General features: G+C 68.7%; 20 protein-coding genes and 1 pseudogene. All 21 read right to left on the reverse strand.

What is annotated here, in order from left to right:
• Positions 1-7 precede the first annotated feature (7 nt).
• On the reverse strand, positions 8-1,573 hold the full coding sequence (locus ACTXPP_RS00305) for an RsmB/NOP family class I SAM-dependent RNA methyltransferase (RefSeq protein WP_443340400.1): 1,566 nt from the start codon (positions 1,571-1,573) through the stop codon (positions 8-10).
• Positions 1,573-2,619 carry a methionyl-tRNA formyltransferase gene (gene fmt, locus ACTXPP_RS00310; protein WP_301497530.1) on the reverse strand — a complete coding sequence of 349 codons (1,047 nt, stop codon included), beginning with the start codon at positions 2,617-2,619 and terminating at the stop codon, positions 1,573-1,575. The genes ACTXPP_RS00305 and fmt overlap by 1 nt, the downstream gene beginning before the upstream one ends.
• Complete coding sequence (gene def, locus ACTXPP_RS00315) at positions 2,616-3,119, reverse strand: peptide deformylase (RefSeq protein WP_301497532.1); 504 nt, start codon at positions 3,117-3,119, stop codon at positions 2,616-2,618. Before def ends, fmt begins: the two co-directional genes overlap by 4 nt.
• A gap of 11 nt (positions 3,120-3,130) precedes the next feature.
• The gene (locus tag ACTXPP_RS00320; protein ID WP_301497533.1) at positions 3,131-5,203 is read right to left on the reverse strand and encodes a primosomal protein N'; all 2,073 of its coding nucleotides are present in this window, start codon (positions 5,201-5,203) and stop codon (positions 3,131-3,133) included.
• Positions 5,204-5,240: 37 nt separating this feature from the next.
• Complete coding sequence (gene metK / locus ACTXPP_RS00325; protein WP_301497535.1) at positions 5,241-6,521, reverse strand: methionine adenosyltransferase; 1,281 nt, start codon at positions 6,519-6,521, stop codon at positions 5,241-5,243.
• A 121-nt stretch (positions 6,522-6,642) separates the two neighbouring features.
• Positions 6,643-7,899 carry a bifunctional phosphopantothenoylcysteine decarboxylase/phosphopantothenate--cysteine ligase CoaBC gene (coaBC, locus tag ACTXPP_RS00330; protein WP_443340401.1) on the reverse strand — a complete coding sequence of 419 codons (1,257 nt, stop codon included), beginning with the start codon at positions 7,897-7,899 and terminating at the stop codon, positions 6,643-6,645.
• A 165-nt stretch (positions 7,900-8,064) separates the two neighbouring features.
• A complete protein-coding gene (gene rpoZ, locus ACTXPP_RS00335; RefSeq protein ID WP_443340402.1) occupies positions 8,065-8,337 on the reverse strand; it encodes a DNA-directed RNA polymerase subunit omega in 273 nt (90 codons plus the stop codon).
• A gap of 25 nt (positions 8,338-8,362) precedes the next feature.
• The gene (gene gmk / locus ACTXPP_RS00340; protein WP_301495632.1) at positions 8,363-8,944 is read right to left on the reverse strand and encodes a guanylate kinase; all 582 of its coding nucleotides are present in this window, start codon (positions 8,942-8,944) and stop codon (positions 8,363-8,365) included.
• A complete protein-coding gene (mihF, locus tag ACTXPP_RS00345) occupies positions 8,941-9,261 on the reverse strand; it encodes an integration host factor, actinobacterial type (RefSeq protein ID WP_301495610.1) in 321 nt (106 codons plus the stop codon). Before mihF ends, gmk begins: the two co-directional genes overlap by 4 nt.
• Before the next feature lie 287 nt (positions 9,262-9,548).
• Complete coding sequence (gene pyrF, locus ACTXPP_RS00350; protein WP_301495612.1) at positions 9,549-10,406, reverse strand: orotidine-5'-phosphate decarboxylase; 858 nt, start codon at positions 10,404-10,406, stop codon at positions 9,549-9,551.
• Positions 10,396-13,743 carry a carbamoyl-phosphate synthase large subunit gene (carB, locus tag ACTXPP_RS00355; protein WP_301495614.1) on the reverse strand — a complete coding sequence of 1,116 codons (3,348 nt, stop codon included), beginning with the start codon at positions 13,741-13,743 and terminating at the stop codon, positions 10,396-10,398. The genes pyrF and carB overlap by 11 nt, the downstream gene beginning before the upstream one ends.
• On the reverse strand, positions 13,744-14,880 hold the full coding sequence (gene carA / locus ACTXPP_RS00360) for a glutamine-hydrolyzing carbamoyl-phosphate synthase small subunit (RefSeq protein WP_443340403.1): 1,137 nt from the start codon (positions 14,878-14,880) through the stop codon (positions 13,744-13,746).
• Positions 14,881-14,952: 72 nt separating this feature from the next.
• Positions 14,953-16,365: a dihydroorotase gene (locus ACTXPP_RS00365; RefSeq protein WP_443340404.1), complete on the reverse strand. Its 1,413-nt coding sequence runs from the start codon at positions 16,363-16,365 to the stop codon at positions 14,953-14,955.
• Positions 16,362-17,348: an aspartate carbamoyltransferase catalytic subunit gene (locus ACTXPP_RS00370; protein WP_443340405.1), complete on the reverse strand. Its 987-nt coding sequence runs from the start codon at positions 17,346-17,348 to the stop codon at positions 16,362-16,364. Before ACTXPP_RS00370 ends, ACTXPP_RS00365 begins: the two co-directional genes overlap by 4 nt.
• A pseudogene (pyrR, locus tag ACTXPP_RS00375) lies at positions 17,345-17,965 on the reverse strand (bifunctional pyr operon transcriptional regulator/uracil phosphoribosyltransferase PyrR); the annotation flags it as partial. The gene ACTXPP_RS00370 and the pseudogene pyrR, both read right to left, overlap by 4 nt.
• A 21-nt stretch (positions 17,966-17,986) precedes the next feature.
• The gene (gene nusB, locus ACTXPP_RS00380; protein WP_301495622.1) at positions 17,987-18,562 is read right to left on the reverse strand and encodes a transcription antitermination factor NusB; all 576 of its coding nucleotides are present in this window, start codon (positions 18,560-18,562) and stop codon (positions 17,987-17,989) included.
• 16 nt (positions 18,563-18,578) lie between these two features.
• Positions 18,579-19,142, reverse strand: a complete 564-nt coding sequence (efp, locus tag ACTXPP_RS00385) for an elongation factor P (protein WP_301495624.1) — start codon at positions 19,140-19,142, stop codon at positions 18,579-18,581.
• Between the two features lie 71 nt (positions 19,143-19,213).
• Complete coding sequence (locus ACTXPP_RS00390; protein ID WP_301495626.1) at positions 19,214-20,311, reverse strand: M24 family metallopeptidase; 1,098 nt, start codon at positions 20,309-20,311, stop codon at positions 19,214-19,216.
• 10 nt (positions 20,312-20,321) lie between these two features.
• The gene (gene aroQ, locus ACTXPP_RS00395) at positions 20,322-20,753 is read right to left on the reverse strand and encodes a type II 3-dehydroquinate dehydratase (protein ID WP_301495628.1); all 432 of its coding nucleotides are present in this window, start codon (positions 20,751-20,753) and stop codon (positions 20,322-20,324) included.
• Complete coding sequence (gene aroB / locus ACTXPP_RS00400) at positions 20,750-22,414, reverse strand: 3-dehydroquinate synthase (protein WP_443340406.1); 1,665 nt, start codon at positions 22,412-22,414, stop codon at positions 20,750-20,752. Before aroB ends, aroQ begins: the two co-directional genes overlap by 4 nt.
• Complete coding sequence (gene aroC / locus ACTXPP_RS00405) at positions 22,415-23,641, reverse strand: chorismate synthase (RefSeq protein WP_301495634.1); 1,227 nt, start codon at positions 23,639-23,641, stop codon at positions 22,415-22,417.

A 23,641-nucleotide genomic window follows, 5' to 3' on the forward strand; every position in this document is an offset into this window, starting at 1 on the left:
AGCTGTACTAGGCCTTGCGCAGCACCGCGAAGAACATCGCGTCGGTGCCGTGCCGGTGCGGCCACAGCTGGACGAACGGTGCAGAATCCAGGCCCGCCCCGGCCAGCTCCGGGAACAGGGCCGTGGCGTCCTCGATGACCGCGCCGGTCTCCTCCGCCACCGAGCCTGCGACCTCCACGGTCTCCGCCGGGTGGGGTGAACACGTCGAGTAGACGACCACCCCGCCCGGCTTCGTCACGCTCAGGGCCGCGCGCAGCAGATCACGCTGCAGCGACACCAGCGGCGGAACATCATCGGCGGTCTTGCGCCACCGGGCCTCCGGACGCCGACGCAGCGCGCCCAACCCGGTGCACGGGGCATCGACCAGGACCCTGTCGAAGCCTTCGGCCGGAACGTCCAGCCCGTCAACGGACCTCGGTTCGCGGCCGTCACCGACATGCACCCGCACCGGAAGGCCGTCGGTGGCCTTACGCACCAGGTCGGCGCGGTGCTCCGCCGGTTCCACCGCATCCACGGTCACCCCGTCGCCGGAACCCCAAGCGGCGATGAACGCCGTCTTCCCGCCCGGCCCGGAACACAGGTCCAGCCAACGACCGGCATCGTCATCGACCTGGGCACGGGTGACGGCCAGAGCGATGAGCTGGGAGCCTTCGTCCTGCACCGAGGCGAGACCATCCTGCACCGGAGGCAGGGAACCGGGGTTCCCTTCCGAGAGGTACACCGCATACGGTGACCATTTTCCCTCGTCACCACCGGTGACCAGGGCGAGCTCCTCCCCCGACATCTGCCCGGGACGTGCCGCCAGGTGCACCAGCGGTCGGGCGTCATCGGCGGCGAGTGCCTCTTCCAGGTCTGCGGCGGGAGTCTGCTCCGTGCCACCCAGCGCCGTGTTGAACACTCCGGCGATCCACCTCGGGTGCGAGTGCTGCAGGGCGATCTCCTCGACCGGGTCCCCAAGGTCGGCGGTGATCTTCGCCAGCCACTTCTTCGCCGGGGTTCGCGTGATCGACCGCAACACCCCGTTGGTGAACCCGGCGGCCTTCTCCTCGCCGTTGGCCTTCACCAGTTCGACACTGGTGTTCACCGCCGCGTGGTCGTCCACCCGGGTGCGCAGGATCTGGTAGGTGCCCAGACGCAGCACGTCCAGCACCGTCTCGTCGATCCGGGAGACCGGACGGCCCGCGGCCTCGGCAATCACCGCGTCCAGGAGTCCCTGGGCCCGCAGGGTGCCGTAGGTCAGTTCGGTGGCGAAGGCGGCGTCGCGTCCGGACATCTTCGCCCGGGTCAGCGCCTTGGGCAGCACCAGGTTGGCGTAGGCGTCGCCGGAGGACACCTGTCGCAGCACCGACAGCACGAGGTCACGGACCACATCGCCGGAGCCGCGGGTGTCGCGGGCGTCCGCACGCTCCTTACGGTGGGTCTCACTCTTGCGGCGGTAGCCGGACTGCCCGCCGCCGCGCCGACGATCGGCATGGCCCCTACCGCCGCCCTGTGACGAGGCGCGCTTGTCGCCGCTGTTCTTGTCGCCACTGTTCTTGTCGCCTGAGGTCGACCGGGACCGGAATCCACCCATCACTTATCTCCTTGTGTCGTGTCGGCGGTCTCGAACACCGCGGTGTCAGAGTTACCGTCGCTACCGTTACCGTCGAAGAGGTCGCCACGGCCGCGCACCCAGGCATCGGCATCCATCATCTTCTTGCCCGGCGGCTGGATCCGGGTGATCTGCAGTTCGCGATCACCGGTTCCGACGTACAGCGCGTCCTTGGTGGCCGCCAACTCCCCCGGGGCAAGGGACGCCGGGACTCCGCCGTCGGTGCCGGCGGTACCGGCGCTCCCCGGCTCAGTGTGGCGCAGCAGCCCCAGCTTGTAGCGTTCCCCGTCGAGCATCGTCCATGGTCCCGGTGCCGGGGTGTGTGCCCGGGTGACCCGCTGGATCTCTGCGGCGGCCCGGGTCCAGTCCACCCTCGCATCGGCGGAGGTGATCTTCGCGGCGTAGGTCGCCCCCTCCCCCGGCTGCGGTTCGGGAACGATCTCACCGGTGCCCAGCCCGGTGAGGGTCTCGGCGAGCAGTTCACGGCCGGCGTAGGTCAGCCGGGTCAGCAGGTCGTCGGCGGTGTCGGTCAGGCCGATCTCCTCGGTGACCGTGCCGGTGGTCGGCCCGGCGTCGAGGGCCGGGACGATACGGAACGTGGTCGCCCCGGTGGTGGTGTCCCCGGCGGCGATCGCCGCCTGCACCGGTGCGGCGCCGCGCCAGCGTGGCAGCAGCGAGAAGTGCAGGTTAATCCACCCGTGGCGGAAGATGTCGAGTACGTCGGCCGGCAGGATCTGCCCGTAGGCCACCACGGCCACTGCCTCGACACCGTCGGCGGCGTAACCGGACAGCACCTTGCGGACATCCGCAGCGTCCTCGGCGTCGGGCTTCAGCGAAGTGAACTTGTGGACCGGCACCCCGTGGGTACCGGCGACGTCGGCCACCTTGGAGGGGTGCAGCGTCCTCCCCCGGCCACGACGGGCATCAGGCTGGGTGAGCACGGCGACGACCTCGTGGGACGGATCGTCCAGCAGGTACTCCAGGGTTACCGCAGCTGGTTCCGGGGTCCCGGCGAACAGGATCTTCATCGGTTGAACCACTCGCTTCCCCGGATCTCGGCCATCACGGCGCGCCGACCGGCGGGCTCCATGCGCTGGAAGAACATCACGCCGTCCAGATGGTCGGTCTCGTGCTGCGCACAGCGGGCCATCAGGCCGGTGACCTCGCGGTCCACCGTATCCCCGTCGACGGTCACCCCGCGTACCCGCACCGACTGAGCCCGGGTGACGTCACCGCCGGCCTCCGGCACCGACAGGCAGCCCTCGCGTCCGGTCTGGGTGTCCTCCCCGACCGCCTCCCACACCGGGTTGATGATGTGGCCGCGATCGCCCTCACAGTCGTAGACGAACACCCGTTGGGTCAGCCCCACCTGGTTGGCGGCCAGGCCGACACCGCCGGCATGGTCCATGGTCTCCAGCATGTCGTCGACGAGGGTGCGCAGGGTGGGGTCACCCGCGGGATCGACCACGGGCTCGGCGGCGGTGCGCAGGACGGGGTCCCCGAACAGCCGGATAGTCAGAACGGTCATGTCTGCCCATCCTATCCGACCCGCACCGGGTCCACGACGACGCGTAGCGGGTCGTTCTGCCGCCGTGTCGCCCGGAGCGACAGCGCGGCCCGCAGGCTGGCCCCGACCTCTTCCTCGTGCCCGGCGGGCACCCGGATGATCAGCCGTCGGGCCAGTTCAGCCTCGGTGTCGCCCAGCCCGGCCGGACGTCGTACCCCGACGGGCAGTTCCACCGGTCCCAGCAGTTCCACATCCCCGTCGTCGACGACCGACGACGGGGGTGTCCAGGCGTCCTGCAGCTGGTCCAGCGACGCCGCCGTGCCGTCGGCGGCGACGAGCGTCACCGCCGGTGGGAAGCCCGCCTCCACCCGGGTGGCGAGCTCGGCGGCCGCTGCCCCCTCGGGATCCCAGCGGATCAGCTGCTGGGCCGTCGGGTCGCTGGTGGGTGCGACGAGCACCACCTCACCGGCGTCCTCACGCGCTGCGACCAGGCAGGACGCTTCCATCCACTGGCGCAGGGTCTGCTCGGTGGCGCGCAGGTCGGCCCGCCCCAGACTCAGCCAGGTGTCCATGAGCACCGCCGCCCCATAGAGACCACCGTCCACCAGTGGTTCGGCACCTGGGGTGGCGACGACCAGGCGGGGTGCGTCGGCGATGACATCCTTGACCTGTCCCCCACCGGAGACGGTGACCCCGACCCCGGGGAAGGCCCGGCCGAGCTCCTCGGCGGTGCGTTCCTGGCCGATGACGGTCATGCGCAGAGCATGTCCACCACAGCTGGTGCAGGTGAAGTTGCCTTCCATCGCCCCGCACCACCGACAGTGCGGTGCTGCTGCGGCTGCCGCAGAATCCTGCGCATCGGAACCTCCACGGGGAATCTCCAACGGGCCATTGCACCGTCGGCAACGCGCGGGTGTACGACAGGACGAACAGGCCACCGACGGGGCGTAGCCACGCCGGGGCACCTGGACCAGCACCGGGTGCCCGGCGTCCAGGGTCCGGCGGATCGCCTTGTACCCGGCCGAGGGCATCCGGGAGTAGTTCTGGTGGGCGTCATGGGTGTCGTCGAGGGCGTGGATCCACGGCATCCGGTCTCGTAGTGCGGTGGGTTCGGGACGCAAGGTCGGGGTGAATCCCTGCTCGACCCACTGCTGGACTTCCGCGGTGCGGTGTGCCCCACCGACGAGCAGGGCACATTCCTCCAGTTCGGAGCGCATCCGGAGCACGTCGCGGGCGTGAAGGTATGGTGCACGTGGATCCACCAGGGCGTCCTCCCCGTCGCCGACCAGCACGGCCAGGCGGAGGTTCTGCACCGGGGCGCTGGCGGCCGAGCGGGTGCCGACGACCACACGCCCCTGTCCCGCCAGTACCGCGAGGTGTCGCCGGTAGCGCGCGGCGGGGCCGACCTGGGCGGTCAGCTCGGTGATCTGGGCTGCCGACAGGAAGCGGCGTAGTGCGGCGGTGATCCGGTCGACGTCCCGTTGGTCCGGAGCAACGAGCAGGACCCCACCGCCGTCCCAGGCCACGGTGGCGGCCATCTCAGCCAGGCGTGCGGCCCAGTCCTCCCCCGGTGTCCACAGCCACGAGGCCCGGGCAGGGCTGCCCGGACGGGCCGCGAGAACGGCGGCGAGGAAACTGTCGGCGTGTCGGTAGGCGGCCCACCCCGCTGCGGCGGCCTCGCGCGGGGCGGCGATGAGGTCGTCACGGGCCACCAGGGAGCCGTAGAGGTCCTCCCACGAGGCCCCGCCGCCGAAGAGTCCGGACTTCTCCGCGGTGGCGTGGCGGGCCGGGACGATCGCGCGGATCACGTCGGAGCGGGTACCGGCGTACCGGTCGGCCAACCGGTTGACCAGTTCCCACAGGTGCGGCGGGAGGATCTGCACCGGGCTGATCACCCGGTTGAGCGGTGACAGGTCGCCGACGTGGTCGGTGGTGCGACGGCGTTCGACCAGCAGGGCGTCCACCAGCCGTCCGGCGAACCGAACCCGGACCTTGACCCCCGGCTGTGCCTCGGCGTCCCATTTCTCCGGAACGGCGTAGTCGAAGAGTCGGTCGAGGTGGGGCATCCCCAACAGTGGGAGTACCCGGGCAACGGGGTTGGTCACATCATCCGATTCTACTGACCTTGTCTACGGGCCGAGCCTACTGTGCGACCGGGACACCGATCTGCTCGGCGGCGGCGCGCAGCGCCTCGGCGCGGTCGGTGTTCTCCCACGGGAGGTCGAGGTCGGTGCGTCCGAAGTGGCCGTAGGCCGCGGTCTGGGCGTAGATCGGACGCAGCAGGTCCAGGTCCCGGATGATCGCCCCGGGGCGCAGGTCGAAGACCTCGGCGACGGCCTGCTGGATCTGCTCGTCGGTGCGCCCACCGGTGGCGGTGCCGAAGGTCTCGACGTAGAGACCGACCGGTCGCGCACGGCCGATGGCGTAGGCCACCTGGACCTCGGCGCGGGCGGCGAGGCCGGCGGCGACGATGTTCTTGGCCACCCAGCGCATGGCGTAGGCCGCCGAGCGGTCCACCTTGCTGGGGTCCTTGCCGGAGAAGGCACCGCCGCCGTGGCGGGCCATGCCGCCGTAGGTGTCGACGATGATCTTGCGGCCGGTCAGTCCGGCGTCGCCCATCGGGCCGCCGAGGATGAAGGAGCCCGACGGATTGATCAGCACGGTGAGCTCGTCGGTGACGAAGCTCTCGAGACCGGCGTCCTTGATGACCCAGTCGATGACGTGGGTGCGCAGTGCTGCGGCCAGGTCGTCCTGCTCGAAACCCTTGTCGTGCTGGGTGGAGATCACCACGGTGTCGAGGTGCGAAGGACGACCTTCGGCGTCGTAGGCGAACGTGACCTGGGTCTTGCCGTCGGGACGCAGTCGCTCGACGATGCCTTCCTTGCGCACCTGGGTCAGCCGACGGGACAGGCGGTGGGCCGTGGCGATCGGCAGCGGCATCAGTTCCCGGGTCTCGTTGGTGGCGTAGCCGAACATCAGACCCTGGTCACCGGCACCGGCCTTGTCGAATTCCTCGTGCTCCTGGCCCTCGACGGCGCTGCGCACCTCGTGGGAGGTGTCCACGCCGTCGCCGATCTCCGGGGACTGCTCGCCGATGGCGATGTTGACTCCACAGGTGGAGCCGTCGAAGCCGACGTCGGAGGAGGTGAAGCCGATGTTGCAGATGGTGTCACGCACCAGCTGCGGGATCTCCACGTAGCCACTGGTGCGCACCTCACCGGCGACGTGCACCTGGCCGGTGGTGACCAGGGTCTCCACGGCGACCCGGGACTGCGGGTCCGCGGCGAGCAGGGCATCGAGGATGGTGTCCGAGATAGCGTCGCAGATCTTGTCGGGGTGCCCCTCAGTCACCGACTCACTGGTGAACAGACGGGAGTTCGCACGGGTGGAAGACGCTGCGGACGCAGAGGACGGGGTGGTCACGATGTATCGGCTTTCTGTTGTAGTGCATGTCGAAGTGCAGTCAGCCCTTCAGGACGTTCACCATACTAGACCAAGCTGTCTTTTTGGGAGAAGGCCCCGGAGAGCGTCCCGGACAGGGGCTCTAGAGAAGTCCCTCGAGCGCGTCGAGGATGTGGGCGGCGACCACCAGCTTGGAGGAGGTCGCGACCTCGGTGACGTCCTCGGCCCCGGGGCGGTCACCCGGCACCAGGATCCAGCCGGAGCTGTCCTGCTGGCCGAAGACGACCCCCTCACCCACCGCATTACACATCAGCAGGTCGCAGCCCTTGCGGGCCAACTTGGCGCGGGCGTGGTCCAACGGACTGTGGGTGGCGTCGCCGGTCTCTGCGGCGAAACCGGCGATCACCAGATCCTCCGGCAACTCACCGGTGCGGCGACGCTCCACCAGCCCCTTGAGGATGTCCGGGTTCTCGGTCAACGCCAGATTCGCCAGCCCGTCGTCGTCGGTACCCTTCTTCATCTTCGCCTCGGCCCGCTGGGCGGGACGGTAGTCGGCGACGGCGGCGGCCATGACGACGGCATCGACCCCGGGAGCAAGTTCGGCGACGGCGGACTCCAGATCGCGGGCGCTGCTGACCTGGGTGATGCGTGCACCGGATGGCACCGGCAACTCGTCGGTGTGCCCTGCCACCAGTTCCACCTCGGCACCGCGTTGGACGGCGATGTCGGCCAGGGCGAACCCTTGGCGGCCCGAGGAGGCGTTGCCGAGGAAACGCACCGGGTCGAGCGCCTCGTGGGTGCCACCGGCGGTGATGAGCACGCGCCGTCCGGCCAGGGACTGGCGGAAGACGCCGGAACGTTCGGCGGCGGCCAGTGCCAGGGCACCGATGTGTTCCGGGTCGGGCAGGCGTCCGGGACCGGTGTCGGTGCCGGTCAACCGGCCGTGGGCCGGCTCCAGGACTACGGTGCCGCGGCGGCGCAGGGCCGCCACATTGTCGCGTGTCGCCGGATGGCGCCACATCTCGGTGTGCATCGCCGGGGCCAGCACGACCGGGCAGTCGTCGACGACCAGGGCACTGGCGGTGAGCAGGTCGTCCGCCCTGCCCTGCGCCAGGCGTGCCATGAGGTCGGCGGTGGCCGGGGCGACGACCATGAGGTCGGCCTCCTGGCCCAGTCGCACATGGCGGACCTCGTCCACGGCGTCGAAGGCGGTGGTGGACACCGGGTTGCCGGAGAGCGCCTCGAATGTCGCCGCGCCGACGAACCGCAGGGCGGAGTCGGTGGGTACCACGTGGACCTCATGGCCGGCTTCAGTGAAGTAGCGCACCAGCGCGCAGGCCTTGTAGGCGGCGATGCCCCCGCCCACCCCGACGAGGATCTTGAGTCTGTTGTCGTTCACGGCACCCCAGCTTACGCGACGGAACCGAGACGGAACCGCACTGGACCGCACTGGACCGCACAGGACCGCACACGACCGCACAGGACCGAATACGACCGCAGACGACAGAGCACCCGTCCCCGATGACGGGGACGGGCGCTCGTGGCGTCACAGGTGACGGCCGGGCTAGCCTTCGGTGTGCTCCAGCAGGTCGCCCTCGATCTCGCGCAGGGCGATCGAGAGCGGCTTCTCCTGGGCATCCGGGGTGACCAGCGGGCCGACGAACTCGAAGACCCCGTCGCCGACGGTCTGGAAGTATTCGTTGATCTGACGCGCGCGCTTGGCGGCGAAGATCGCCAGGGCGTACTTCGAGGAAACCTTGGTCAGCAGCTCGTCAATCGGAGGATTGGTGATGCCGACCGGCTGGTCGAAGACGGATGAGTTGTCGTTGGTATCCACTGACACACCTTTGTATTCGTTGGTTCTAGGGCTGTGTACTGCCGGTGAGCAGGCCACCGATCTCGGCCACCGCCGAGTCCACGTCCTCGTTGACGACGACGCGGTCGAACTCACTCTGGGAGGCGAGTTCCTCTTCCGCGGTCTCGAGACGACGACGGATCACGTCCTCGCTCTCGGTACCGCGGCCGGTCAGCCGGTCAACGAGCACCTCCCACGACGGGGGTGCCAGGAAGACGGTGAGGGCCTCCGGCATCATCTTCTTGATGTTCCGGGCGCCCACGAGGTCGACCTCCACGAGGACCGGACGGCCCTCCTCCAGCGCGCCACCGACGGGACGCCGGGGCGTGCCGGACAGTTGCAGTCCGCCGTGGATCTCGGCCCATTCAAGCATCAGGCCGGCGTCCACCTCCTCGCGGAAGCGGTCGCGGGACACGTAGTGGTAGTCCCGTCCGTCGACCTCATCCGGCCGCGGATCCCTGGTCGTCCAGGACACGCTGAAGAAAAGATCAGGCACACTCTCACGCAGGCCCGCCACGACCGTCGACTTACCGACGGCGGACGGTCCGGCAAGAACCACCAGGCGCGGTTCCGGGCTCAAGGCGACTATGCCTCGTAACCGAAGCGCTCCAGCAGAGCGCGACACTGACGGTCGCCCAGGCCGCGCAGACGGCGGGTCGGGGCGATCTCGAGCTCGGTCATGATCTCCTGTGCCTTGACCTTGCCCACCTTCGGCAGGGCCTCGAGGAGGGCGGAGACCTTCATCTTGCCGATGATCGGGTCCTCGTCAGCGTCGGCCAGGACCTGCTTCAGGTCGGTGCCGCCACGCTTGAGCTTCTCCTTGAGCTCGGCACGGGCCTTGCGGGCCTCAGCGGCCTTCTTCAGGGCTTCTGCACGCTGCTCCGGGGTCAACTGGGGAAGGGCCACGGGTTCCTCCGTCTTGGGGTTGGGAATTGTGTTTGGTTAAGACTTACAGGGTCTTGCGGGATCTTGCAGGTGTTCCATTCGGCAAACGCTCGGCCTGCCGAAGTCAGAGACGAATCGTAGCGATTCGCCGTGCCACTGCGCAACTGTGGCGACGTCGGTGACCTGTGCCCGTCCCCCCGGGGTGACCCCGGGACGCTGGTGCAGGTCGCGACCATGAAACAACGCGCCAAGTGTAGCACTCCGGCGAACGGAAGATGAACAAACCCCCAGTTCGCACTCGGCGCGTCCTAGTTCCCGACCTGCGGGAACGCGGACGCAGCCTCGGTGACTGCGGCACGCAGTTCCCCAACATCCGGGCCGCACTGCAGAATCGACCGCGACATATTGGGGTTGGCCCACCGTTCAGCAGGTCCGGCAATCCGGGCGATGTCGTCGGCCGCACCACCCTGGGCACCGACGCCGGGCATCAGCACCGGGCCACCGACCTCGGAAAGATCCGGCGCAGAAGTGACTGTCGCACCGACAACCACACCGACGGTGCCGGCGGAATGGGCCGCATTGTGGGAGGCCGCCCAGTCGACGACCTCCTGCGACACACTGACCCCGTTCGGGGTGGTCAGGGTCTGGAACTGCGGCCCCTCCGGGTTGGAGGTCGCTGACAGCACGATCACCGATCGGCCGGTGGCGACCGCGGCATCCAGCGCCGGGGTCAACGAGTCCAGGCCCAGGTACGGCGACACCGTCACCGCATCGGCCTGCAGCGGTGAATCATCGGACAGCCACGCCCGGGCGTACCCGGCCATGGTGGAGCCGATGTCGCCGCGTTTGGCGTCTGCGATGACGAGTGTCCCGGCGGCGCGGAAGGCCGCCAGGGCGTCCTCCAGCACAGCAAAACCCGCCGAGCCGAACATCTCGTAGAAGGCGACCTGGGGCTTGACCACACAGGCGGTGTCGGCGAAGGCCTCCACACAACGGCGGGTGAACTCCGCCAGCCCGGCGGCGTCCACCGTCAGACCCCAGGACTCCAGGATGCCGGGGTGCGGGTCCAACCCGACGCACAGCCGTCCCAACTCCTCCGAACGCGCCAGGTAGCGCTGCCCGAACGTGCCGGTGTCAGAGACGCCGGAGCGCTTCTCAGCGGTCATGTTCGACGTCCTGGATGGCGCGGACCACGGTGGTCGTGTCCTTCAGTGCCTCGATGGCCTGGACAGCGGCAACGGCGCCCTGGACGGTGGTCACGCAGGACACGCCCTGGGAGGTGGCCGCGGCACGGATGTCGTAGCCGTCGCCGCGGGCGGCGGCGGTGGAGGCCGGGGTGTTGAGGATGAAGTCGATCTCACCGTCGTTGATCAGGTCGACCACTGACCGCAGGTCGTCCGGGTTGGTGCCGGCGGCGAGGTCGGTCTGCTTGGCCACGGTGGTGCACTCGATGCCGTTGCGCCGCAGCATATTCGCCGTACCGCTGGTGGCGACCAGGTTGAAGCCGAGGGAGGCCAGGCGCTGGATCGGCATGATCATGGTGCGCTTGTCACGGTTGGCCACCGAGACGAACACTGTGCCGCTGGTCGGCAGCGAGCCGGTGGCGGCCTCCTGCGACTTGGCGAAGGCGGTGCCGAAGTCGGAGTCCAGGCCCATGACCTCACCGGTGGACTTCATCTCCGGGCTGAGCAGGCTGTCGACCATCTCACCGGCGGCGTTGCGGAAGCGGTTGAAGGGCATGACCGCCTCCTTCACCGCGATGGGGTGGCCCAGCGGCAGCGAGCCACCGTCACGGTCACCGGGGATAAGCCCCTCGGCAATCAGTTCGCGGATGCAGGTGCCGGTCATGATCCGGGACGCGGCCTTGGCCAGCGGCACACCGGTGGCCTTGGAGACGAACGGGACGGTGCGGGAGGCACGCGGGTTGGCCTCGATGACGTAGAGGATGTCGTCCTTAAGGGCGAACTGCACGTTCATCAGGCCCTTGACGCCGATGCCGTGGGCCAGGGCCGCGGTGGAGCGGCGGACGTTCTCGATGTCCGACTCCCCCAGCGTCATCGGCGGGAGTGCACATGCGGAGTCACCGGAGTGGATACCGGCCTCCTCGATGTGCTCCATCACGCCGGCGAGGTAGACCTCGTCGCCGTCGCACAGGGCGTCGACGTCGATCTCGATGGCGTTGTCGAGGAAACGGTCGACGAGCACCGGGTGGTCCTCGGTGATCTCGGTGGCGCGGGCGATGTAGTTCTCCAGGGAGGCCTCGTCGTAGACGATCTCCATGCCGCGTCCGCCGAGGACGTAGGACGGACGGACCAGGACCGGGTAGCCGATCCGGCCGGCGACATCCTTGGCCTCGTCGAAGGTGGTGGCGGTGCCGAAGGCGGGGGCGGGCAGTTCGGCCCGCTCCAGGACCTTGCCGAACTCGCCGCGGTCCTCGGCGAGGTCGATGGCGGCGGCGGAGGTGCCGATCACCGGCACACCGGCGGCGGTCAGTCGCTCTGCCAGTCCCAGCGGGGTCTGCCCACCGAGCTGGACGATGACCCCGGCGACCTCGCCGGACTCCTGCTCGGCGTGGTAGACCTCCATGACGTCCTCGAAGGTCAGCGGCTCGAAGTAGAGACGGTCGGCCGTGTCGTAGTCGGTGGAGACGGTCTCCGGGTTGCAGTTGACCATCACGGTCTCGTAGCCGACGCGGGAGAGCTCCAGGGCGGCGTGGACGCAGGAGTAGTCGAACTCGATGCCCTGGCCGATGCGGTTCGGGCCGGAGCCGAGGATCAGGACCTTCGGCTTCTCGGTCTGCGGGGCGACCTCGGACTCGGCGGCCGGATCGAGCTCATAGGCCGAGTAGTGGTACGGGGTCTTCGCCTCGAACTCCGCCGAGCAGGTGTCGACGGTCTTGAACACCGGGCGGATGCCCAGCGACCAGCGCAGGGTACGCACCCCGTCCTCACCGGCGAGCTCCGGGCGCACCGCGGCGATCTCGGCGTCGCCGAGGCCCAGGTACTTCGCCTCACGCAGCAGCTCCTCGGTGAGCACCGGGGCTGCCTCGAGCTCGTCCCGGAAGTCGACCAGTGCCTTGAGCTCGTAGAGGAACCAGGGGTCGACCCCGACGGAGGCCCGGTGGACCTCGTCGACGGATGCGCCGAGGCGCAGGGCGAGCTCCATGTCGTACATGCGGCCCTCGGTGGGACGGCCCAGGTCGTCGAGCACGGCGTTGAGGTCGCGGGCGCGGTCTCCGGCGAAGTACTCGTCGGAGGTGGTCCAGAACCCGGCCGGCTTGGTCTCCATGGAGCGCAGCACCTTGTTCAGGGCGGAGATGTAGTTGCGTCCGATGGCCATCGCCTCACCGACGGCCTTCATGGTGGTGGTCAGGGTGTCGTCGGCGCCGGGGAACTTCTCGAAGGCAAAGCGCGGTGCCTTGACGATGACGTAGTCCTGGGTCGGCTCGAAAGCTGCCGGGGTGACCTGGGTGATGTCGTTGCGCAGCTCGTCGAGGGTGTAGCCGATGGCGAGCAGGGCGGCGATCTTGGCGATCGGGAAGCCGGTGGCCTTGGAGGCCAGGGCGGAGGACCGGGAGACGCGCGGGTTCATCTCGATGGTGATGATGCGGCCGTCGTCCGGGTTGATGGCGAACTGGATGTTGCAGCCACCGGTGTCGACACCGACCTCGCGGATGATGGCGATACCCTGGTCGCGCATCTTCTGGAACTCGCGGTCGGTCAGGGTCATCGAGGGGGCGACCGTGACCGAGTCACCGGTGTGCACGCCGAGGGCGTCGACGTTCTCGATGGAGCAGACGACCACGGTGTTGTCGTCACCGTCACGCATCAGCTCCAGCTCGAACTCCTTCCAGCCGAGGATGGACTCCTCGATCAGGACGTTCGCCTCCGGGGATGCTGCGAGACCGCCACCGGCGATACGGTCGAGGTCTTCGTAGGTGAAGGCCAGGCCGGAGCCCAGGCCGCCCATGGTGAAGGACGGACGGACGACGACCGGCAGACCGAGATCGGCGACGGTGGCGTGGACCTCGTCCATGTTGTGGCACACCGCGGAGCGGGCGGACTCGCCACCGATGGAAGCGACGATGTCCTTGAACTTCTGGCGGTCTTCACCGCGCTCGATGGCGTCGATGTCGGCGCCGATGAGCTCCACGCCGTGCTTCTCCAGCAGACCGAGGCGGTCCATCTGGATGGCGGCGTTCAGTGCGGTCTGTCCACCGAGGGTGGCCAGCACGGCGTCGATCGGGTGGCCGGCCTCCTTCTCGGCGGTGAAGATCTTGTCGATGTACTCCGGGGTGATCGGCTCGATGTAGGTGTGGTCGGCGAACTCCGGGTCGGTCATGATGGTGGCCGGGTTGGAGTTGATCAGGGAGACCCGCAGGCCCTCGGTCTTCAGTGCGCGGCAGGCCTGGGTGCCGGAGTAGTCGAACTCACAGGCCTGGCCGATCACGATCGGGCCCGAGCCGATGACGAGGACGTGGTTGATGTCGTTGCGCTTCGGCATTTAGTTGTTCCCTTCCATCAGTTCGATGAACTGGTCGAACAGCGGGTTGGCATCGTGGGGGCCGGCGGCGGCCTCGGGGTGGTACTGGACGGAGAAGGCGAGTCCGTTGTCGAGGGCGACACCTTCGACGCAGTCATCGTTGAGGCAGGTGTGGGTGACCTGGGCGGTGCCGTAGGGCGTGTCGAAGGGCTCGCCGGGTCGACCGCGCAGGGCGAAGCCGTGGTTCTGCGAGGTGATGAAGATCTGGCCGGTGAGGTGGTTGAGCACGGGCACGTTGGTGCCGCGGTGGCCGAACTTCAGCTTGTAGGTGTCCATGCCCAGGGCACGGCCCAGGATCTGGTTGCCGAAGCAGATGCCGAACAGCGGGATCTTCCTCTCGATGACGGTCTGGACCTGCTGCACCATGACATCGGCGGTGGCGGGGTCGCCGGGGCCGTTGGAGATGAAGACACCGTCAGGCTGGTACTGCTCCAGCAGCGGCTCGACCGGGGACTCGGCCGGGACGACGACGGTACGCACCCCGCGGGAGGCGAAGTTGGACGGGGTGTTGGTCTTGATGCCCATGTCGTAGGCCAGCACGGTGTACCTGGCCTCACCCTCGGGCTCGACAACGTAGACCTCGTCGGTGGATGCCTCGACGGCGAGGTTCGAGCCGACCATGGTCGGCTGTGCGGCGACCTCGGCGATGAGCTCCTCGACGGGACGTTCGGCGGCCTCCCCGGAGAAGATGCCGGCGGCGACGGCACCCTGGTCGCGCAGGTGGCGCACCAGTGCGCGGGTGTCGATACCCTGGATCCCGATCAGCCCCTGCTTCTCCATCTCCTCGGGCAGCGAGCGGGCTGCACGCCAGTTCGACACGGAGCGGGAGAGATCGCGGATGACCAGGCCGGCGGCCCAGATCTTGCCGTTGTGGGACTCGGAGTCCTCGTCGTTCCAGCCGGTGTTGCCGATCTGCGGGGCCGTCGCCACGATGATCTGCCGGTGGTAGGAGGGGTCGGTCAGGGTTTCCTGGTAGCCGGTCAGCGCGGTCGTGAACACGGCCTCACCCAGGGTGGTGCCGGTCGCACCGACGGCGCGGCCACGGAACACCCGTCCGTCGGCCAGCACCAGCAGCGCGGGGGTGCGGGAGGAACTCACAGCAGTACTCTTCTCTGTCGCGGAATTAGCGGAACTAGTTGTATGTGATCTGTGTGCGGTCTGGTCGGTCATCTAGGCGTCGACCTCGCCGTCGCGGCAGGTCACCCGGCCGCGGAGCAGGGTCGTGGACACCTTCACCGGCAGTTCCATCCCCTCGTAGGGGGTGTTGGACGACTTGGACGCCAGGTCCTCGCCGTGAGCGGTCCAGCTGCGGCCGGTGTCGACGACGCAGAGGTTCGCCGGCTCCCCCACCGCCACGGGACGGCCGTGGCCGGGCAGCTTGAGAATCTCGGCGGGGCGCTCCGACATGACCTTCGCCACGAAGCGCCAGTCCTGTGCCTCGAGACCTTCAGGTACGTCGGTGACGAACAGGCCGGCGATGATCGGCAGCGATGTCTCCAGGCCCAGCATGCCGGGGCGGGCCTGGTCGAACTCGCAGCACTTCTCCTCGGAGCCGTGCGGGGCGTGGTCGGTGGCGACACAGTCCACCGTGCCGTCGATCAGCGCCTGGCGCAGTGCCAGGGTGTCCTGGGTCTCGCGCAGCGGCGGGTTGACCCGGTAGTGCCCGTCGTAGGTCTCCAGCTTCTCATCGGTGAGGATGAGGTGGTGCGGGGTGACCTCGGCCGAGAGCGGGATGTCGTGGTCCTTGGCCCAGGCCAGCAGTTCCACGGTGCCCTCGGTGGAGGCGTGGCAGATGTGCAGGCGTCCGCCGTAGTCGCGGGCCAGCAGGGCGTCCCGGATGACGATGGACTCCTCGGCGACGCGCGGCCAGCCACACAGGCCGAGCCGGGCGGCGGTGTCACCCTCGTGGGCGACCGCTCCCTCGGTGAGCCGGTGCTCCTCACAGTGCTGGGCGAGCAGCACGTCCAGGCCGCCGGCGTACTCGACGGCCCGACGCATCAGGCGTGGGTCGTCGACGCACTTGCCGTCGTCGGAGAACATGCGGACCTTGGCGTCCGAGTCGGCCATCATGCCGAACTCGGTCAGCTCACTGCCCTTGAGTCCACGGCTGATCGAGCCGACGGGGTGGACGTCGCAGAGGTTGGTCTGCTGGCCCTTGAGCCACACCATCTCGGCGATCGCCGGGGTGTCGGTCACCGGGTCGGTGTTGGCCATGGTGAATACCGCGGTGAAGCCACCGCGGGCGGCGGCGGCGGAACCGGTGGCGATGGTCTCGGTGTCCTCACGGCCGGGCTCACGCAGGTGGACGTGCATGTCCACCAGGCCGGGCAGCAGGACCTGGCCGTCGAGGTCGAGGGTCTCCGCACCTTCGGCGCTGGTCTCCAACTCGCCGGCGGCGGCGATCTCTGCGATGACACCGTCACGGACCAGGACGTCCGCGGGGTCGCCCTCGCCGTAGACGAGGACGCCGCGGAGCAGGACCTCGCCCGGTTGGACGTCGTGGAGCACTCCGGTGGCCGGGTAGTCGTTCACGGTGTTCACTTTCTCTCGTGTCGTGTCCTGTGCAGTGTTCCGGTTGCTCACAGTGTGGCCTCCCCCGTATCGCCACCGGTTCCGACCAGCAGGGTGAACAGTGCCGCCATGCGGACGTGCACACCGGCGGTGACCTGGTCGAGCACCACGGCCTGGGGCGCGTCGGCGACGGCATCGCTGATCTCCATGCCGCGCAGCATCGGGCCAGGGTGCAGCACGATGACGTCGTCGTCCAGGCAGTCGAGCCGGGCACGGGACAGACCGTAGCGGGTGGCGTACTCGCGGTGCGAGGGGAAGAACCCGCCGTCCATCCGCTCGGCCTGCACGCGCAGCATCATCACCGCGTCCGCACCGGTCAGGGCGGGGTCCATGTCGTGGCTGACCTGGACCGTGCCGGAGCCCTCGGGATGGATCCAGTTGGTCACACCCAGCGGCAGAAGGGTTGGCGGGGCGACGAAGGTGACGTCGACCCCCAGTCCGGTGAGCAGCAGGGCGTTGGACCGTGCGACGCGCGAGTGCAGGATGTCGCCGACGATCACGACGTGGCTTCCGGTCAGGTCGCCGTTGTCCCCGGCGAGGCGGTTGCGCAGGGTCACCGCGTCGAGCAGGGCCTGGGTGGGGTGCTCGTGCAGGCCGTCACCGGCGTTGAGCACGCTGATGCCGTCCGGGCCGTGTCCCACCCAGTTGGCGACCTGGCGGGCCGCACCGGAGGACGGGTGGCGCATGATGATGGCGTCCGCGCCGATCGCCCGCAACGTCAAGGCAGTGTCCTTGAGCGACTCGCCCTTCTTCACGCTTGAGGAAGATGCCGAGATGTTGATGACGTCCGCGCTCATCCACTTGCCGGCGGTCTCGAAACTGGACCGGGTGCGGGTGGAGTTCTCGTAGAACAGGGTGAAGACCGTACGGCCCCGCAGGGTCGGCAGCTTCTTCACTTCCCGGTCACGCAGCGACTCGGCGAACCGGTCCGCCTCGTCCAACAGGCCGGTGATCTCCCCGGCGGTCAGGTCGGCGATGCTGAGCAGGTGCTTCATTCTCCGGTCTCCTCGCTGTCGGTGGCGGAGTCCGCAGTGTCGCGGAGCAGGTCCACCCGGTCGTCACCGTCGATCTCGGCGAGACTGACCCGCACATCCTCGGTGGCGGCGGTGGGGATGTTCTTGCCCACGTAGTCCGCCCGGATCGGCAGGTCGCGGTGGCCGCGGTCGACCAGGACGGCCAGCTGCACGACCCGTGCCCGGCCAATGTCGCGCAGGGCGTCGAGCGCGGCGCGGATGGTGCGTCCGGAATAGAGGACATCGTCGACGAGGATCACCGTGGTCCCGTCGATGCCCTCACGCGGGATGCTGGTGGGTTTGAGCGCCCGGTGCGGCGAGGTGGTCAGGTCGTCACGGTAGAGGGTGACGTCGAGTGCGCCGTGGAAGACGGACACCCCGCTGAACTCCTCGATCCGCGAGGCGAGACGCGCCGCCAGCGGCACTCCCCCCGACGGGATACCCAGCAGGACAACCTGTCCTGCCCCCGGTGCGTCTAGTGCCGTTTTCTCGATGATCTGGTGCGCGATGCGTGCAATGGTACGACCGACGTCGTCGGCGTCCATGATGGTGCCCATCGTGACCTCCTTCCCCGCCTCACTGGACGGATCGTTAAAGGATGGTGTCGATGACTGATCCTATCACGGGTGGGTGTCGGAACCCCCGTCGACGATCCCCTCGATCAGGGCATCCGTCTGCGCCTCGGATTCGGCGGTCTCCGCGGCTGCTGCCGCGGCGCTCGCCTCCGCAGCAGCAGCCTCGGACGCCTCATCCGCCAGCCGCTTGTCCCGGGCGATACCGTCCAGGACCGCGTTGACGTAGGACGGGGCCTTGTCGTGCGAATATTCACCGGCGAGGTGGATACCCTCCTTGAGGGCGACCTTCACCGGCACTTCCGGGTTGTAGAGCAGTTCCCAGGCTGCGACGCGCAGGACGGCGCGGTCCACGGCGGGAAGGCGCTCGAGACGCCAGGTGCTCGACAGGTGTGCCGCGATGGCGTCATCGATCTCGTCGAGGGCCTGGGCGACCCCCGGGACGATCGCGGTGGTGTACTCCGGAACTCTCTTGACCTGGTTCGACTCGTCGCGGGACAGGTCGATGCGCTCCTCGACGATGCCGACTGGGTCGGTGTCGCGGAACTCGGCCTCGAAGAGGATGTCCACCGCGCGCTGACGGGCCGCGTGCCGCGGACCGTGGCGGTGCGTGCTGTCTGTCATGGTCTCAGTTGTCGTCTTAGTTGTTGACGCGGGAGAGGTACTCGCCGGTGCGGGTGTCGACCTTGACGACATCACCGGTGTTCAGGAACAGCGGGACCTGGATCTCGGCACCGGTCTCCAGGGTGGCGGGCTTGGTGCCACCGGTGGAGCGGTCGCCCTGCAGACCCGGGTCGGTGTGCTGGATGGACAGGTCGACGGAGACCGGCAGGTCGGCGAAGAGGATCTCGCCCTCGTGGAAGGACAGCTGGACGCGCATGTTCTCCAGCAGGAACTGGCCGGCGTCACCGAACTTGTCGGCGGGGACCTCGAACTGCTCGAAGTCCTTGTCGTCCATGACGACGAAGTTCTCGCCGTCGTTGTACAGGTAGGTCATGTCGCGACGGTCCACGGTGGCGGTCTCGACCTTGACACCGGCGTTGAAGGTCTTGTCGATGTTCTTGCCGCTGACGACGTCCTTGAGCTTGGTACGCACGAAAGCGGGCCCCTTACCGGGCTTGACGTGCTGGAACTCGATGATCTGCTGAAGCTTGTTGTCAATCTTCAGCACAAGGCCGTTCTTGAAATCCGCGGTAGTCGCCACGTGTGTACTCCTGGGGTAAGCGTCGTCGTAATGTGCAAAGGGTGAACAGCCCGCCAGTCTAGCAGTTCGCCCTAGACGATCCGTAACTCCGTCGACGACGGATTCAGGGTCTCGGCACCGTCCGCGGTGACGACGTAGGTGTTCTCGATCCGCAGGCCGGTACGGCCCGGCAGGTACACCCCGGGTTCCACGGTCAGGGTCATCCCCTCGGCCAGCGTCTTGTCCTCCGGGGTTCGGGAGGCCGCGTACGGGGCCTCATGCACGTCGAGGCCGACACCATGGCCGGTGGAGTGGACGAAGTACTCCCCGTAGCCGGCCTCGGCGATGATGTCGCGGCACACCTTGTCCACGGCAAACAGCCCGGCACCGGGACGCACCGCCTCAGTTCCAGCGGTGAAGGAGCGGTGCACCAGATCGTAGAGTTCGACGGACAGGGCGTCCGGCTCCCCGACGCACACCGTGCGGGTCTGGTCGGAGGCGTAGCCGTCCAACCACACGCCGAAGTCCAGGGTGACCAGGCCGGGGACGATGATGTCGCGGGAGACACCGGCATGCGGTTTGGCGCCGTTGACCCCGGAGGCGAGGATCGTGTCGAAACTCAACCCGTCGGCGCCGGCGACGCGCAGGCGGTGCTCCAGGTCGGCGGCGGCGGCGATCTCGGTGATGCCCTCACGGATACCGCCGGCCTCGATGAACTCGGTGAACACGGTGTCAGCCAACTCACCGGCGGCACGCAGGGCGGCAATCTCGTCGGCGCCCTTGACCAGCCGAGCATCCTCCACCGCGCGGTCCAGCACCGGCGGTTCCCCGATCGCACGGGCCTGTGCCACGGTCATTCCCGGCTCGACGGCGACGGTCGCGTCCTCGCCGGCGACCTCGAGCAGCTCACCGACGAGGTCACGGGTGATCCGCACCCCGATGCCGGGGTCCCCGGCGGTCTCCTGTCGCACCTGGGTGTCGTAGCGTCCGTCGGTGACCAGCGTCGCCTCGGCGTCCGGGTCCGCCGGAACCAGCAGCGCGGCGTTGGAGCCGCTGAACCCGGTGAGGTAGCGGACGTTCTTCAGGTCGGTCACCAGCAGGTGGTCGTGGCCGGCTGCGGCGATCGCGGCGGCCACCGACGCACGGCGGGCCTTCGTGGGGACGTTGTTGGTCGAGTGGGAGTCGGTCATGCCGGCAACGTTACGCTGCCAGGTACTCCAGTGCCGCGTGGTACCCGTGGACACCCAGTCCGGCGATCACACCGCGGGCCACCGGGGACAGGTAGCTGTGGTGCCGGAAGTCCTCGCGGGCGTGCACGTTGGAGATGTGCACCTCCACGAACCCGGGACCGTCGGCGATCTCCGCCAGGGCATCCCGCAGCGCGACCGAGGTGTGGGTGAACCCGCCGGGGTTGATGATCACGGACTCGCCGGCATCAGCGGCCTGGTGGATGCGGTCGATCAGCTCGCCCTCGTGGTTGGACTGCAGGAAGTCGATACCGACACCGAGCCGGGCGGCGTGCTCGGACAGACCAGCCTCGATGTCGGCCAGGGTGGTGGAGCCGTAGATCTCGGGTTGGCGCTTTCCGAGGCGGTTGAGGTTCGGACCGTTGAGGACCAGGACGCGGGTCACTGGTGTGCCTCCGGAGTCTGCGGTGTCTGCGGTGTCTGGGTCGCGATGTAGGCGGCCTCGAGCTCGGCAGCCTCCGGGTCGACGAGACGGTGCGGGTTGTATCCACCGGTGGCTGTTGCGTCGGTGCCGGCATCGGTGACCACGACGATGCGCAGCGCACCGTCCTTGTTCTTCTTGTCCCGTCCCATGACCTCCAGGAGCACCTCCAGCGGCGCGCCGTCGTAGGAGGTGGGCAGCCCCACGCTCTCCAGGATGCGACGGTGCTGTGCCACCCCGGCCGCGCTGAGCAGACCGGCTGCGTGGGCGAGCTCCGCCTCGAAGACCATGCCCACCGCCACGGCGTGGCCGTGACGCCAGATGTAGTTCTCGTGCTGTTCGACAGCATGACCGTAGGTGTGTCCGTAGTTGAGGATCTCACGCAGAGAGGACTCGCGGAGGTCCTGACCGACGACCTCGGCCTTGACCCGCACCGCCGCCTCGATGAGTTCCGGCAGGCTGCCCTTCGGGTCCAGGGCGGCAGCTGGGTCTGCCTCGTAGATCTCCAGGATCCGCGGGTCACGGATGAAACCAGCCTTGATGATCTCGGCGCTGCCCGCGATGATCTCCGCCGTGGGCAGGGTCTCGAGGACCTCGAGGTCGACCAGCACCGCGGCGGGCTCGTGGAAGGCACCGACCAGGTTCTTGCCGGCCGGGGTATTGATACCGGTCTTGCCGCCGACAGCGGCATCGACCATGGCCAGCAGCGTGGTCGGGTACTGCACGACCCGGATGCCCCGCATCCAGGTGGCGGCGATGAACCCGGCGAGGTCGGTGGTTGCGCCACCACCGACACCGACGATGACGTCCTGACGGGACAGTCCGGCCGAGGCGCAGACGTCCCAGCACTCCGCGGCGCCGGCGAAGGTCTTCGCCGCCTCGGCGTCCGGGGTCTCGTGCAGCACCGGTTCGATCCCGGCGGCACGAAGGCGTGCGGCGACCCGGCCGGCCAGCTGCGCCAGTGGCGGCTGGTGCAGCACGACGGCCCGTCGGGCACCCGGCACGGCCTCGGCGACCCGGTCGGTCAGCTCCCGTCCGATGACCACGTCATAGGGGTTGTCGGACTCCACGCGCACGGCAGAGGCGGTGGACTCCTGGTGCAGGCCCAGCAGTGCCAGGGCCTCGCCGACGGTGTGTCGGGGCGCCCGGCCGTCGCCGTCGATGACGTGGGTGGCGACCTCTGTGTAGAGCGACTCGCGCTCGGTGAGGATCTCCCGGTAACGATCAGCCGGGTCCGCGCCCGGTTCGGCGGCGAGCACCGGACGGGTCGCCGACCCGGCGGTGCGGCGTACGCCCTCCTCAACCGACACCCGTAGATACACCACGGTGTGCCCGGCCAACAGCTCCCGGGCCGCCGTGGAGAGCACTGCTCCGCCACCGAGGGAGACCACGCCGGTGGTGCGCAGTGCCTCAGCGACGACCTTCTCCTCACGGCGGCGGAACTCCGGCTCCCCCAGCTCGGTGAACAACTCGCCGCAGCTGGTACCGGCAGCGTCCTCGAGCATCTGGTCGGTGTCGACCAGCCCGCACCGCATGACCTCGGCGAGACTGCGTCCCACCGTGGTCTTACCGGAACCGGGAGGGCCGACGAGCACGACGCGCGGGCGGTTGATCGTGGCGGTCATCTACTCCACTCCCCAGGTCAGACGCTGCTTCACGTCGTCGAGGTAGGCCTCGTAGTTCCGGCGGGTCTCGGCGATGCTGTCACCACCGAACTTCTCCAGCACCGCACGGGCCAGGATCAGGGCGACCATCGACTCGGCGACGACACCGGCGGCCGGCACGGCGCAGACGTCGGAACGCTGGTGGATGCCGGTGGCAGCCTGGCCGTCGTCCATGTCGACGGTGGCCAGCGCACGCGGCACCGTGGAGATCGGCTTCATCGCGGCACGTACCCGCAGCTGCTCACCGTTGGTCATGCCGCCCTCGACACCGCCTGCCCGGTTGGTGCGACGGGCGACGCCGGACGCACCGTCGATGCGGTCGATCTCGTCGTGCGCCTCGGAGCCGCGGCGGCGGGCCTCCTCGAAGCCGTCACCGATCTCGACACCCTTGATCGCCTGGATACTCATCAGTGCCTGAGCGAGCTGGGCGTCCAGTCGCCCGTCCCAGGTGGTGTGGGTGCCGAGTCCGACGGGCAGGCCGGAGACGACGACCTCGACGACTCCGCCGAGGGTGTCGCCGGACTTCCGGGCGGCCTCGATCTGTTCGATCATCGACTTCTCGTGCGCATCACCGTGCACGGTGAAAGCACGCACCGGGGAGGCGTCCACGGCGTCCAGGTCCGCGGCGGTCGGCGCCGGTCCCCGATAGGTGTCGGACGGTCCGATCGACAGCACGTGGCTGACGACCTCGGCACCGGTGACCTCCCGCAGCAGGCCGCGGGCGAAGGTGCCGGCGGCGACACGGGCGGCGGTCTCCCGGGCGCTGGAACGCTCCAGGATCGGACGGGCCTCGTCGTGGCCGTACTTCACCATGCCGGAGAAGTCGGCGTGGCCGGGACGGGGCCGGGTCAGGCGGGCACCGCGACCGGAGTTCATCTCCTTGGCGACCGTCTCATCCTCCAGGTCCACCGGGTCGGCGGACATGATGGTGGTCCACTTCGGCCACTCGGTGTTGCCGATCATCACCGCCACCGGCGAGCCCAAGGTCTTCCCGTGACGGACACCGCCGAGGAATGTCACCTCATCGGCCTCGAACTTCATGCGGGCGCCGCGGCCGTAGCCGAGGCGCCGTCGAGCAAGCTGTCGGGACACCTCGGCGCGGGTCACGGAGACCCCCGCCGGAATGTCCTCGATCACGGAAACAAGGGCCTGGCCGTGCGATTCCCCGGCAGTCGTCCATCGAAACAT

Source organism: Candidatus Corynebacterium faecigallinarum, assembly GCF_052264515.1.
Taxonomy (GTDB): Bacteria; Actinomycetota; Actinomycetes; order Mycobacteriales; family Mycobacteriaceae; genus Corynebacterium; species Corynebacterium faecigallinarum.